10 protein-coding genes are annotated in these 13,196 nt (G+C 73.8%); 2 read left to right on the top strand and 8 right to left on the bottom strand.

The genetic code is table 11. The annotated features are described in order from the left end of the window. Window positions 1-140: 140 nt before the first annotated feature. The 6 genes from ACQUQD_RS27225 to hrcA all read right to left on the bottom strand — a co-directional run bounded on the left by ACQUQD_RS27225 (window position 141) and on the right by hrcA (window position 8,252). The gene (locus tag ACQUQD_RS27225; RefSeq protein WP_428954760.1) at window positions 141-3,374 is read right to left on the bottom strand and encodes a S41 family peptidase; all 3,234 of its coding nucleotides are present in this window, start codon (window positions 3,372-3,374) and stop codon (window positions 141-143) included. A gap of 62 nt (window positions 3,375-3,436) precedes the next feature. Next, on the bottom strand, window positions 3,437-4,024 hold the full coding sequence (locus tag ACQUQD_RS27220) for a hypothetical protein (protein ID WP_428954759.1): 588 nt from the start codon (window positions 4,022-4,024) through the stop codon (window positions 3,437-3,439). Between the two features lie 145 nt (window positions 4,025-4,169). Next, window positions 4,170-4,916 (bottom strand): 16S rRNA (uracil(1498)-N(3))-methyltransferase, encoded by a 747-nt coding sequence (locus tag ACQUQD_RS27215; protein ID WP_428954758.1) that lies wholly within the window; start codon window positions 4,914-4,916, stop codon window positions 4,170-4,172. After that, the gene (locus tag ACQUQD_RS27210) at window positions 4,913-5,986 is read right to left on the bottom strand and encodes a nitronate monooxygenase (RefSeq protein WP_428954757.1); all 1,074 of its coding nucleotides are present in this window, start codon (window positions 5,984-5,986) and stop codon (window positions 4,913-4,915) included. The genes ACQUQD_RS27215 and ACQUQD_RS27210 overlap by 4 nt, the downstream gene beginning before the upstream one ends. A 112-nt stretch (window positions 5,987-6,098) precedes the next feature. Continuing rightward, entirely contained in the window at window positions 6,099-7,235 is a 1,137-nt protein-coding gene (gene dnaJ / locus ACQUQD_RS27205) for a molecular chaperone DnaJ (protein ID WP_428954756.1), read from the bottom strand. Beyond that, window positions 7,236-8,252: a heat-inducible transcriptional repressor HrcA gene (hrcA, locus tag ACQUQD_RS27200; RefSeq protein WP_428954755.1), complete on the bottom strand. Its 1,017-nt coding sequence runs from the start codon at window positions 8,250-8,252 to the stop codon at window positions 7,236-7,238. A 130-nt stretch (window positions 8,253-8,382) separates the two neighbouring features. On the opposite strand from hrcA, the gene ACQUQD_RS27195 reads away from it, so the two are divergent. Both ACQUQD_RS27195 and ACQUQD_RS27190 read left to right on the top strand, forming a co-directional pair. Next, window positions 8,383-9,132: an MBL fold metallo-hydrolase gene (locus ACQUQD_RS27195; protein ID WP_428954754.1), complete on the top strand. Its 750-nt coding sequence runs from the start codon at window positions 8,383-8,385 to the stop codon at window positions 9,130-9,132. A gap of 34 nt (window positions 9,133-9,166) precedes the next feature. Further along, window positions 9,167-9,997, top strand: a complete 831-nt coding sequence (locus tag ACQUQD_RS27190) for a DUF3097 domain-containing protein (RefSeq protein ID WP_428954753.1) — start codon at window positions 9,167-9,169, stop codon at window positions 9,995-9,997. 36 nt (window positions 9,998-10,033) lie between these two features. Here the strand turns inward: ACQUQD_RS27190 and hemW are convergent, their stop codons facing one another. Beyond that, a complete protein-coding gene (gene hemW, locus ACQUQD_RS27185) occupies window positions 10,034-11,266 on the bottom strand; it encodes a radical SAM family heme chaperone HemW (protein ID WP_428954752.1) in 1,233 nt (410 codons plus the stop codon). A gap of 27 nt (window positions 11,267-11,293) precedes the next feature. Continuing rightward, window positions 11,294-13,180, bottom strand: a complete 1,887-nt coding sequence (locus ACQUQD_RS27180; protein WP_428954751.1) for a SpoIIE family protein phosphatase — start codon at window positions 13,178-13,180, stop codon at window positions 11,294-11,296. Window positions 13,181-13,196 lie beyond the last annotated feature (16 nt).

The raw sequence follows: 13,196 nt of genomic DNA, 5'->3' as shown, positions 1-13,196 counted from the left end.
GTCTGCGTACCGCGGCATCGTATCGATCAGCCCCGCCGGGCGGGGCATCGGCATCTGCGTGGCCGGTCCCGGTGGGGCTTCTCGCGTGACCAGCCACGGCGTGAGCCGCACTCGGCAACGAACCGAACACGGCGGACGCGTCACGGCAACGCGGGCGCAGACTTCGCCGGGTTCTCCCCGAGAGCCGCCAACGCGATACGAACCGCCTCGTCCAACTGCGGGTCACGCCCGGCGGCCGCGTCCTGGGGCGTGGCGACCACCTCGACGTCCGGATCGACCCCGTGGTTCTCGAGCCCCCACCCGTACCCCTCCATCCAGGTCGCGTACTTCGGCTGCGTCACCAGCGTCCCGTCCACCAACCGGTACCGGCTGTCGATCCCGATGACGCCGCCCCAGGTCCGTACGCCCACGACGGGCCCGATGCCGAGCGCCTTGATCGCCGCGTTGACGATGTCGCCGTCGGACCCGGAGAACTCGTTGGCGACGGCGACGACCGGGCCCCGCGGTGCGTCCATCGGGTAGCTGAAGGGGCGGCTGCCGCGGGGCACGTCCCAGCCGACCACCCGCCGCGCCAGCTTCTCCACGACGAGCTGCGAGGTGTGCCCGCCCCGGTTCTCGCGGACGTCGACGACGAGGCCCTCGCGGGCGACCTCCACGCTCAGGTCGCGGTGGATCTGCGCCCAGCCGGGCGCCTGCATGTCGGGCACGTGCAGATACCCGAGCCGTCCGCCCGAGCGCTCATGGACGTACGCCCGCCGGTCCGCGACCCACGCGTGGTAGCGCAGCGGCTCCTCGTCGGACAGCGGCACCACGACCACGTGCCGCGGGTCACCGCCCCCGGCGGGCGACACGGTCAGCTCGACCGGCTTGTCGGCCGTGCCGACGAGCAGCGGACCGGGCCCGGTCACCGGGTCGACGGGCCGTCCGCCCACCGCCACGATCGCGTCCCCGGCGCGCACCGCGACACCCGGCGCGGCGAGCGGGGAACGGGCGCGCGGGTCGGACGTCTCGGACGGCAGCACCCGGTCCACGCGCCACTGTGCCGATTCCTGCGGGCCGTCCTCGTGCCGGGAGATGTCGGCCCCGAGCAGCCCCTGCCGGCGCGCGGCGGAGCCGCCCCCGCCGCCCGGCAGGACGTACGCGTGGGAGGTGCCGAGCTCGCCCTGCACCTCCCACAGCAGGTCGACGAGGTCGTCGTGCGTGGCGACCCGGTCGAGGACCGGCCGGTAGCGGTCGAGGACCCCGGTCCAGTCCACGCCGTTCATGTCGGGGCGCCAGAAGTTGTCGCGCATCAGGCGGCCGGTCTCCTCGTACATCTGCCGCCATTCGGCGGCCGGGTCGACGGTCTGGCTGATGCGGGCCAGGTCGACGGTGATGTTCGTGTCGCTGTCGTCGTCGTGCGCGGGCCTGCGGTCGCTCGGCACGACCTTCAGCACCTCGCCGGTCCACAGCAGCAGCCGCTTGCCGTCGCCGGTGACCTCGAAGTGGTCGGCGTCGGCGCCGAGTTCCTCGATGCGCTGCTGCGCCAGGTCGTAGCGCTCCAGCCGGGTCTTCGGGTCGGGGGCGCTCCGGTCGGCCCGGGAGTCGCCGAGCACGCCGCGCACCGGGTGCCGCAGCCACAGCACGCCGTCCTTGGCGGTGCGCAGGGTCGAGTACCGGGCGGCCTCGACGGGGAACGGCACGATGCGGTCGACGAGCCCTTCCAGGTCGACGCGGGTGGCGGGCGTGCCCTCGCTGTCGGGGGTCTCGGCGCCGGGACTGTCCGCCGGTTCGAACGGCCGGCCGTGCCGCTGCGGCCCGAAGGGCGAGGGGGTCGTCGCGGCCAGGGTGATCAGATGCGGCCGGGCGCCGCTCACGAACGCCAGGTCGAAGGCGTGCTCGTCGTAGACCGGGTCGAAGGACCGGGCCGACAGGAACGCCAGATGTCTGCCGTCGAGGGTGAACGCGGGCGCGTAGTCCCGGAAGCGCAGCGGGGTCGCCTCGGTGACGGCGAGGTCGGCGGTGTTGGCGAGCTTGAGCTGGCGCAGGCCGTGCGGCCCGGGGTGGGACCAGGCGAGCCAGGCCGAGTCGGGCGAGAAGGCGAGCCCGGTCGCGTGCCCGTCCTCGCTCCGGTCCACTTCCCGTACGTCGCCGCTGTCGCGCTCGACGAGCAGGACGCGCCCGTCGTGGGCGGCGACGGCGGCCCGGCCGCCGTCCGGCGAGACGGTCAGCCCGAGGACCCGGCCGAGCCGCCCGGCGCCGAGCCGGCGGGGCGTGGCGCCGGGCCCGGCGCCGGTGGCGGGCGCGAACTCCAGCGCGTCGTCGCCCTCGGCGTCGGTCACCCACACCACGTGTTCCTCGCCGTCGACGCGGAACGTGTGCGGCAGCCTGGCCCGTACGCCCTGCTGCGCGGCGAGGGCGCGGGCCGGGCCCGCGCGGTGGGTCACCCAGTGCACGGCGCCGCGCACGGCGACCGCGCTGCCGCGTCCGGTGTGGTCGGGCGAGGCGGCGCCGAACCAGCGGGTGGCGTCGACGGGGTGCGGCTGCAGATCGACCCGCTGTCCGCCGAGCCGCACGTCGATCCGCCGCGGCCGGGCCGCCGCCAGGTCGTCGACCACCCACAGCTCACCGGCGCTCGCGTGGACGACCCGGGTCCCGTCGGTGGTGGCGTGCCGTGCGTAGAACCCGTCGACGGGCGTGTGCCGCCGCAGGTCGGACCCGTCGGCGAGGGAGGAGTAGAGCGCCCCGACGCCCTCGTGGTCGGACAGGAACGCGACGCGCTCCCCCACCCACATCGGGTACTCGATGTTCCCGTCGAGGTCGGCGTGGAGCCGTTCGAAGCGGCCGGCTTCCCCCGTGTCCTCGGCGGCCCGGTCGATCCACAGCTTGCCCGCGGTGCCGCCCCGGTACCGCTTCCACCAGGCGGCCTCCCGGCCCATCGGCGCGGACAGCAGCACCACCTGGCCGTCCGGCCCGTACGCGACACCGCCCACCGGCCCGTAGGGCAGGGTCTCGGCGGGGCCGCCGTCCAGCGGCACCGCCCGGGCCCAGCTGCGGCGCAGCGAGGCCTGCCCGTGCGTGGTGGTGGCGAGAACCCGTCCGTCGGGGGTCCAGCCCCGCACGGCGGTGGTCCAGCTTCCCCAGTACGTGAGGCGTTTGGCGGGTCCTCCGTCGATCGGGGCGATGTGCACCTCGGGCGCGCCGTCGCGCCGCGACGCCCAGGCGACGGTCGTCCCGTCCGGGGAGATCCGGGGGTGGCCGACCGGTACGTTGTCGGCGCTGATGCGCCAGGCGCGGCCGCCGTCGAGAGGAGCGGCCCACACGTCGTCCTCGGCGGTGAAGACCACCGACTCGCCGTGCAGGTGCGGGAACCGTAGGTAGGCAGGGATCGTCACCCCGCCCACCCTAAATTTGGGACACGTCGCCCGTCAGCCCTTTTGATCGCTTTCCGCGGTGGTCACTTGCCCTGGTCCTGCGAGTGACCGGAGTCGGGGGGCTCGACGGTGACCGTCTCGGTCTCGGTCACGGTCGTCGTGACGCCGGGCTCCGGCTCGTGGGAGGGCGGGTTCTCGTCGTCCTGCGGCGGTTTGTCGTCGTCCTGCGGCGGCTTCTCGTCGTGCGACGAGGAAGGCCACTGGTCGTCCGGCGGCGGAGTGTACTCGTCCGGTGGTGGAGTCGAACTGCCGCTGCTCTCCGTGCAGTTGCCGAGGACGTAGACGTGGAACCACACCTTGTTCTCGACGCGCGCGGTCAGATCGCCGCGGACGCACTTCCCGGAGACGACCTCGTGCACGGCCCCTTTGACCGTGATGTCCTCGCCCTTCCGGGTCTTGCCCGTGCAGTTCACCTCGACCGAGGTCGGCGTCGAGGCACTGGATCCGGAGCTCTCGTCGGTCACCGCGGAGCAGCTGAGCCAGGCCACGTCGGCGTGCTGCCGGTTCAGCTCCTCGGTGGCCTCCTGGTCGGTGGTGCTGGCGGCCGTGGACGGGCTGAGATCGCCGTTGACGGGCTCGCACGCGACCCCCGCGGCGACGACGGCCGCCACGCACCCGGCCACCGCCAGCCCTCGCGGGTTCCGTAACCGGCGCAAATTGCCATTGATCCTACTCAATGCCCCCATGCACGGCAGGATGCCACCGTCCACGACGGGAGGGTAAGACAGGTTGAAGCCAGGACGCGGTCGGCGGCGGTCAGCCCCAGCGTCCCGTCCGCCCCAGCAGCAACGCGACCGCCGCGGTCCCGGCCGTGGACGTCCGCAGCACACTGCGCCCGAGCCGGAACGCCCGCGCCCCGGCGTCGCCGAACACCTTCAGCTCCTCCGGCGACACTCCCCCTTCGGGGCCGACGACGAGCACGATCTCGCCCGCCGCCGGAAGCTGCGCCGAGGCCAGCGCGGTGCTCTGCGCGTCGCGGTCCTCGTGCAGCACGACCGCCAGGTCCGCCGCGTCGAGCAGCGCCGCGACCTCCTTGGTGGACGCGGCGTCCGCGACCTCGGGGAAGCGCACCCGGCGCGACTGCTTGCCGGCCTCGCGCGCGGTGGCCCGCCACTTGCCCAGCGCCTTGGCCCCGCGCTCGCCGCGCCACTGCGTGATGCACCGCGAGGCCGCCCACGGCACGATCGCGTCGACGCCGGTCTCCGTCATGGTCTCGACGGCGAGCTCGCCCCGGTCGCCCTTGGGCAGCGCCTGTACGACGGTGATCCGCGGCCCTTCCTCGGCCTCGACGCGCACCGGCCCGACCTCGACGACCAGCCGGTCCTTGCCCTCGGCCGCGGCGACGACGCCCTCGCTCCACGACCCGAGCCCGTCCGTCAGCACGACGGTCTCCCCGGCCCGCAGCCGCTTCACGGAGACGGCGTGCCGCCCCTCGGCACCGTCCAGTACGTACGTGCGGTCGCCCGGCACCGGGCCGTCGACGACGAACACCGGCGCCGTCACGCGGCACCCCGCTGCCCGAGCGTGGCCCTGGCGGCGTCGAGTTCGGCGGCGAGCACCTCGACGAGCTGCCCGGCCGGAAGCTCCCGGGCGAGCTTGTGTCCCTGCCCGGCCCACAGCGCCATGGCCTGCGGGTCACCGGCCTTGGCGGCGGCCTTGCGCAGCGGCGACGTCATGTGGTGGACCTCCGGGTACGCGGCGGGCGCGTACGGGCCGTGCTCGCGCAGGAACCGGTTGACGAGGCCGCGCGCGGGCCGCCCGGAGAACGCCCGGGTCAGCTCGGTCCGGGTGAACAGCGGGTCGGTCATGGCCTGCTTGTGCAGTGCGGGCGCGCCCGACTCGGGGGTCACGAGGAACGCCGTGCCCAGCTGGGCGAGGTCGGCGCCCGCGGCGAGCACGGCGGCGATCTGGGTGCCCCGCATGATTCCGCCGGCCGCGATGATCGGCAGCTGTACCGCTTCGCGCACCTGCGCGATCAGCGAGAGCAGGCCGACGCCGCTGCCGTCGGTCTCGGGGTTGTCCCGGTGCGTGCCCTGGTGGCCGCCGGCCTCGACGCCCTGGACGCACACGGCGTCGGCGCCCGCCCACTGCGCGGCGAACGCCTCCTCCACCGTCGTCACGGTGACGGCGGTGAGCGTGCCCACGGCGCGCAGCGAGTCGATCACCTCGCGGGTGGGGCAGCCGAACGTGAAGGTGACGAGCGGCACCGGGTCGTCGACGAGGATGGCGAGCTTGGCGTCGTAGCCGTCGTCGCGTCCGCTGTCGGGGTCGCCGAGCGGGGTCTGGTACCAGCCCGCCTCGCCGGTGAGCTGGTGGCGGTAGACGTCGACCGCGGCCGGGTCCGCGTACTCCGGCTGCGGCATGAACAGATTGACGCCGAAGGGCCGGGCGGTCAGCCCCCGCACCTGCTTGATCTCCTGGTACATGCCGTCGGCCGTCTTGTACCCGGCGGCGAGGAACCCGAGCCCGCCCGCCTCGGACACGGCGGCCACGAGCTCGGGACAGGACGCGCCGCCCGCCATCGGGGCCTGCACGATCGGACAGGGGCAGAGATCGGTCAGTGCGGAGGACATGACCGCATCGTGCCACGTACGCGTCAGACGACCGAATCGGAGGTTCCGCCTGGCATGTGCCACGCAAAAGGGGCCCGGGGGTGTTCACCCCCGGGCCCCTCCCGCCAACGGCTCACCGCCCGTTGAACGCGTCCTTCAGCCGTGAGAACAGCCCCTGCTGGCCGGGCTGGAACTGGCCGGTGGGCCGCTCCTCGCCGCGCAGCTTGGCGAGCTCGCGCAGCAGCCGCTCCTGCTCGGGGTCGAGCTTCTGCGGCGTCATGACCTCGACGTGCACGATGAGGTCGCCGCGGCCGCCGCCGCGCAGATGCGTGATGCCGCGCCCGTGCAGCGGGACCGACTGGCCGGACTGGGTGCCGGGCCGGATGTCGATCTCCTCCATGCCGTCGAGCGTCTCCAGCGGCACCTTGGTGCCGAGGGCCGCCGCGGTCATCGGGATGGTCACGGTGCAGTGCAGATCGTCGCCGCGCCGCTGGAAGACCGGGTGCGGCAGCTCGTGGATCTCCACGTACAGGTCACCGGCGGGGCCGCCGCCGGGGCCGACCTCGCCCTCGCCCGCGAGCTGGATCCGCGTCCCGTTGTCCACACCGGCCGGGATCTTCACGGTCATCGTGCGCCGCGACCGGATGCGGCCGTCACCGGCGCACTCGGGGCACGGCGTCGGCACGACGGTGCCGAAGCCCTGGCACTGCGGGCAGGGGCGGGACGTCATGACCTGGCCGAGGAAGGACCGCGTGACCTGCGAGACCTCGCCGCGCCCGCGGCACATGTCGCAGGTCTGCGCGGAGGTACCCGGCGCGGCGCCCTCGCCGCTGCAGGTCGTACAGACGACGGCCGTGTCGACCTGGATGTCCTTGGTGGTCCCGAAGGCGGCCTCGTCCAGCTCGATCTCGAGCCGGATCATGGCGTCCTGGCCGCGGCGCGTGCGCGACCGCGGGCCACGCTGCGACGCGGTCCCGAAGAACGCGTCCATGATGTCCGAGAAGTTCCCGAACCCGCCGGCGCCGAAGCCTCCGGCGCCGCCTCCGCCGGCCTGCGACAGGGGGTCGCCCCCGAGGTCGTAGACCTGCTTCTTCTGCGGGTCGGAGAGCACCTCGTAGGCGGCGTTGATCTCCTTGAACCGCTCCTGGGTCTTCGGATCCGGATTCACGTCCGGGTGCAGCTCGCGCGCGAGCCTCCGAAAAGCCTTCTTGATCTCGTCCTGGGAAGCGTCGCGGCGCACGCCGAGTACGGCGTAGTAGTCCGTGGCCACTTACGACTCCGCCAGGATCTGTCCGACGTAACGTGCCACTGCGCGTACTGCTCCCATCGTTCCCGGGTAATCCATGCGGGTCGGTCCGACCACGCCGAGCTTGGCGACTGCCTCGCCGCCCGAACCGTAGCCGACCGACACGACGGACGTGGAGTTGAGTCCCTCGTGGGCGTTCTCGTGACCGATCCGTACGGCCATGCCCGAATCACCCTGCTCACCAAGCAACTTGAGGAGCACGACCTGCTCCTCCAGCGCCTCGAGGACGGGCCGGATGGTGAGGGGAAAGTCATGTCCGAAGCGGGTGAGATTGGCGGTGCCGCCGATCATCAGCCGCTCCTCGGTCTCCTCGACGAGCGTCTCCAGCAGAGTGGAGAGCACCGTCGCGACCGTACCGCGGTCCTCCGTCTCGAAGGCCTCCGGCAGGTCCTGCACCAGCTGCGGCACATCGGCGAACCGGCGGCCCGCGACCCGGCTGTTGAGCCGCGCCCGCAGATCCGCCAGAGACGATTCGCCGAACGGCGCCGGGCAGTCGATCATCCGCTGCTCCACGCGCCCGGTGTCCGTGATCAGCACGAGCATCAGACGGGCGGGCGCGAGCGACAGCAGCTCGACGTGGCGCACGGTGGACCGGGTCAGGGACGGGTACTGGACGACCGCGACCTGCCGGGTCAGCTGCGCGAGCAGCCGCACGGTCCGGCCGACGACGTCGTCGAGGTCGACGGCGCCCTCCAGGAAGTTCTGGATGGCGCGCCGCTCGGGCGCGGTCATCGGCTTCACCGCGGTGAGCTTGTCGACGAAGAGGCGGTACCCCTTGTCGGTGGGGATGCGCCCGGCACTGGTGTGCGGCTGGGCGATGAACCCCTCGTCCTCCAGGGCGGCCATGTCGTTGCGCACGGTCGCCGGGGAGACGCCCAGGCTGTGCCGCTCGGTCAGCGCCTTGGAGCCGACCGGCTCCTCGGTGCCGACGTAGTCCTGGACGATGGCGCGCAGCACTTCGAGCCTGCGTTCACTGAGCATCGGCGCGCACCTCCAGCAACTGACTCTGCGATCTTTCCGTTTTGGCACTCCCTGTCCGCGAGTGCCAATCGTCCCCGGCTCAGTGTACGGCCGGTGGGTACGGGCCCGGCAAGGCCGCTAGCGTCGAACCATGGAGACCACCACGGGCATCGACTGGAAGTCGGCGGGCTGGGAGGAACTGGCGCCGCACGTGGGGCGGGTCCGGCTGCCCGGCTGGGACTGCACGACCGGACTCGTCGTGGGCGACGGCGCGGCCCTGTTGATCGACACGGGATCCTCACTCCGTGAAGGCGCCCGGCTGCGCGCGGACACCCGGCGCCTCCTGGGAACACACGGGAGAGTGACGCACATCGCGCTCACCCACCCGCACTTCGACCATGTGCTCGGCACGGCGGCGTTCGCGGGCGTCGAGGTCTACGGGGCCGTGGGCATCGACACCGTGTTCGCGGGCGGCGCCGACGGGCTGCGCGCCGACGCCGTACGCCACGGTCTGGACGCCGACGCGGCGGCCGAGGCGGCCGACCTCCTCGTCACCCCGCACCACCGGGTCTGCGGCGAGTGGACGCTGGACCTGGGCGGCGGCCTGCAGGTGCTGCTCGCGAACGTCGGCCCGGCGCACACCGGTCACGACCTGGCGGTCCTGGTGCCCGCGACACCGCACGGGCCGGAGATCGTCTTCTGCGGCGACCTGGTCGAGGAGTCGGGCGAGCCCCAGGCGGGCCCGGACGCGGCGCCGCGCCACTGGCCGGCCGCGCTCGACCGGCTGCTGTCGCTGGGCGGCGAGGACGCCCGCTACGTCCCGGGGCACGGATCGGCCGTGAACGCGGAGTTTGTCCGTGCGCAGCGCGCCACACTGGCGGCCCGTTCCGGCGTGTCGTAGGCCGAGCGCCGCGGTTTCTCTTATCGTCTGCCGAATGCGCCAGTACTCCCCCGACCTGACCCCTCCCTGGAAGAAGCGGAACAACCCCGCGCCCGAGGTCCCGGCGGAGCCGGACCTCGTCGTGGAGGAGGTCACCACGGGCTTCTGCGGAGCGGTCGTCCGCGTCGAGAAGACGGCGCAGGGTCCGACGGTGACCCTGGAGGACCGCTTCGGCAAGCTCCGGGTGTTCCCGATGGAGCCGCGCGGGTTCCTGCTGGAGGGCAGGACCGTCACCCTGGTCCGCCCCTCGGCCGTCGCTCCCGCACCGGTCCGCCCCACGCGCACGGCGTCCGGCTCGGTCGCGGTGCCGGGTGCCCGCGCCCGGGTGGCCCGCGCGGGCCGCATCTATGTGGAGGGCAAGCACGACGCCGAGCTGATCGAGCGGGTCTGGGGCGACGACCTGCGCATCGAGGGCGTGGCGGTGGAGTTCCTGGAGGGCGTCGACGACCTGCCGGCGATCGTGGCGGAGTTCGACCCGGGCGCGGACGCGCGCCTGGGCGTCCTGGTCGACCACCTGGTCCCCGGTACGAAGGAGTGGCGCATCGCCCAGTCGGTCACGAGCGAGCACGCGCTGGTGGTCGGCCACCCGTACATCGACATCTGGGAGGCGGTGAAGCCGGCCTCGCTGGGCATCGAGGCCTGGCCCCGGATCCCGCACGGCCAGGACTGGAAGACGGGTGTGTGCCGGGCCCTCGGCTGGCGGGTGGCGAACACGGGCGAGGCCTGGCAGCACATCCTGTCCCGGGTCCGCTCCTACAAGGACCTGGAACCCGAGCTCCTCGGCAAGGTGGAAGAACTGATCGACTTCGTGACGGCACAGCCGTAGTCGCAGTCGCTCGGCCCGGCCCCGCCCCGCCCCGCCTCAGTCGACCAGGTCCCGCACCACGCCGTCCGCCAGCAACCGCCCGCGCAGCGTCAGCACGGCGCGCCCCTCCTCGAAGGGGCCTGCCTCCAACAGCCCGTCGGCCAGGGCCTTGCGGGCCGCGGCGAGCCCCGCGGGCCGCAGCAGCGACAGCGGGCACCCCTCCCGGAGCCGCAGCTCCAGCAGGATCCGCTCGACCCGCCGGTCCTCGTCGGCCAGCACCTCACGCCCGGCCCCGGGCGACCGCCCGCCCGCCAGCGCGGCCGCGTACGCACCGGGATGCTTCACGTTCCACCACCGCACCCCGCCGACGTGCGAGTGCGCGCCCGGGCCCGCGCCCCACCAGTCGGCCCCGCGCCAGTACAGCTCGTTGTGCAGGCACCGCGCCGCCTCGGACGTCGCCCAGTTCGACACCTCGTACCAGTCGAACCCGGCCGCCGACAGCATCTCCTCGGCGATCAGATACCGGTCCGCGTGCACGTCGTCGTCGGTCATCGGCACCTCGCCGCGCCGGATCCGCCGGGCGAGCTGGGTGCCCTCCTCGACGATCAGCGCGTACGCGGAGACGTGGTCGGGACCGGCCGCCAGCGCCGCGTCCAGCGAGGCCCGCCAGTCGTCGTCGCTCTCGCCCGGGGTGCCGTAGATCAGGTCCAGGTTGACGTGCTCGAACCCGGCCGCCCGCGCCTCGGCGACACAGGCCTCGGGCCGGCCGGGCGTGTGCGTGCGGTCGAGGACCTTCAGGACGTGCTGCCGCGCGCTCTGCATCCCGAACGACACCCGGTTGAAGCCCCCGGCGCGCAGCTCCGCCAGATAGGCCGGGTCCACCGACTCCGGGTTCGCCTCGGTGGTCACCTCCGCGTCGTCCGCGAGCCCGAACTCGTCCCGGATCGCCCCCAGCATCCGTACGAGATCGGCGGCGGGCAGCAGCGTCGGGGTGCCGCCGCCGACGAACACGGTCCGCACCGGTCGGGGGTCGTCGCCGAGCACCTTCCGCGCGAGGCGGAGCTCGTCGGCCAGCGTCTCCGCGTAGTTGTCACGGGAGGCGAGCACGCCCCCGGTGCCGCGCAGCTCGGTCGCCGTGTACGTGTTGAAGTCGCAGTAGCCGCAGCGCGTGGCGCAGTACGGGACGTGCAGGTAGAAGCCGAGCGGCCGGTCGGCGGCGCCGGCGAGCGCGGAGGCGGGCAGCGCCCCGTCGTCGGGCACCGGTTCACCGTCGGGAAGTGCGGAAGGCATGACCCCATTGTCCCGCCTCCCGGAACGTCACTGCGCCTGCAGCACGAGCAGCGCCAGATCGTCGTCCGCCGGGGTGTCCGCGAAGGCGTGCACGAGGCGCCGGATGCGCTCGGCCAGCAGCGGGGCCGTCAGTCCCGCGCACCCGGCGAGGGCCTGCGCGAGCCCGTCGCCGTCGTCGAACTGGCGGTGTCCGGAGCGCCGCTCCGTCACCCCGTCCGTGACGCACAGCAGGGTGTCCCCGGTCTGCAGCTCGAACGTCTCGCTCGTGTAGTCCGGGTCGTCGACGACGCCGAGCAGGACCTGCGGGGCGGCCGCCGTGACGACCTCGCCGCCGGGCCGCATCAGCAGGGGCAGCGGATGCCCGGCGGAGGCGAGGGTGCAGGTGACGACCGCTCCGTCGGCGGACAGCGTCAGTTCGCCGTAGAGGAGGGAGAGGAAGCGGGAGGTGGTGCCGTCGGGCGAGACGTCCTGTCCGTCGGCGGCGGCGAGGGCGCGGGCCGCGGCGTCGGCGGCCTCGGTGGCGTCGTCGAGCAGCAGCCGGTTGAGCCGGTCCAGGACCTGGGCGACCGGATATCCCTCCCGGGCGAGCAGCCGCAGCCAGGGCCGCGCGAGCCCGATGACCACGGCGGCCTCGGGCCCCTTGCCCTGGACGTCGCCGAGCGCGAAGCACCAGCGGCCGTCACCGGCGGGGAAGACGTCGTAGAAGTCGCCGCCGGGGCCGCCGGCCTCCTTCGGTTCGTACACGAGGGCGCTGCGCACGCCGGGGATCTCGGCGATGGACGTGGGCAGCAGGCCGCGCTGCAGGATGCGGCTGATGGTGGCCTGCCGGGTGTAGCGGCGGGCCGCGCTGACGGCGAGGGCGACCCGGCGGCTGAAGTCCTCGACGAGTCCGGTGACCTCGTCGGGGAAGCGGAGCTGGCCCGCGCGCCCGATGAGCAGGATGCCGAGGGTGCGGCCGCCGACCATGAGCCGGTAGGCGAGCGCGGCGCCCGCCTCCTCCTCGGCCCCGGTGTCGTCCGGTGCCTCGAACGGCCAGGGCACGGGGACGGCCGCGGTGCGGGCGGCGTCGGGCAGGCTCGGCGGTTCCTTCTCCAGGATCTGGCGGAGTTCCTCGATGCGGTTCTCGTGGGTGTGCCAGACGCGGGCGAGCCGGGGCGCGGGCATCGGGTCGGCGCCGCCCCGCAGCTCGTGGTCGGCGGTGCCCGGCAGACCGCGGCCCTCCTCCTCGTACAGCCAGACCGCGCACCAGTCGGCGAGCCGCGGCACGAGGAGCTGGCCGACGAGCGCGGCGACCATGCCCTCGTCGAGCTGTCCGGCGAGCAGGTCGGAGGCCTCGGCGAGGAAGGAGAGCGCGCCGCGGTTGATCCAGTCCTGGTCGTGGGGCACGCGTCTGGGCAGGGGGGCGAGGAGGTCGGCGGCGCGCAGGCCGCGCTCCAGGGCGCGTACGGCGGAGTCCACGGAGGGGTCGTCGGCGACGGCCTCGGCTTCGTCGACGGGCAGCCGGGCCCACACGGTCTTGGTGCCGGGGCGGTACGTGATGCCCCAGGAGTCGGCCAGGGACGCGACGAGCTGGAGGCCGCGGCCGTATTCGGCGGTGTCGGGCGTGCTGACGGCCCGCTCGCTGCGCACGGCGCGGGCCGGGTGGTGGTCGGTGACCTCGACGACGAGTCCGGCGGGGGTGCCGTCCGGGGCGGGCTCGTCGAGGCGGCACAGGAGGTCGACGCTGGTGCCGGCGTGCACGACGGCGTTCGTGACGAGCTCGCTCAGCACGACGACCGCGTCGTCGACGAGCCGGTCGCCGAGGGGGGCCGCCAGGGGCGGGACCCGCTCGCTCCATGCCTCGAACGCCGTGCGCAGGAAGCGGCGGGCGGCTGCGGGCGCCAGCGGGTTTCCGGGCAGCGACGTCTGCGCCACGGCCGGTCCTTCGTGC

The sequence above is a fragment of the Streptomyces sp. cg35 genome, assembly GCF_050410835.1.
In the GTDB taxonomy this organism is placed as follows: domain Bacteria; phylum Actinomycetota; class Actinomycetes; order Streptomycetales; family Streptomycetaceae; genus Streptomyces.
Note: the sequence above shows the minus strand (reverse complement) of the source record. Positions and strands in the feature narration are given on the sequence as shown.

Bases quoted from the DNA above. Each gene is read 5' to 3' on its own strand.
- ACQUQD_RS27210 (WP_428954757.1), bottom strand. From the start codon at position 5,986: ATGTCCTCCGCACTGACCGATCTCTGCCCCTGTCCGATCGTGCAGGCC.
- hemW (WP_428954752.1), bottom strand. From the start codon at position 11,266: ATGCCTTCCGCACTTCCCGACGGTGAACCGGTGCCCGACGACGGGGCG.
- hrcA (WP_428954755.1), bottom strand. From the start codon at position 8,252: ATGCTCAGTGAACGCAGGCTCGAAGTGCTGCGCGCCATCGTCCAGGAC.
- ACQUQD_RS27195 (WP_428954754.1), top strand. From the start codon at position 8,383: ATGGAGACCACCACGGGCATCGACTGGAAGTCGGCGGGCTGGGAGGAA.
- ACQUQD_RS27190 (WP_428954753.1), top strand. From the start codon at position 9,167: ATGCGCCAGTACTCCCCCGACCTGACCCCTCCCTGGAAGAAGCGGAAC.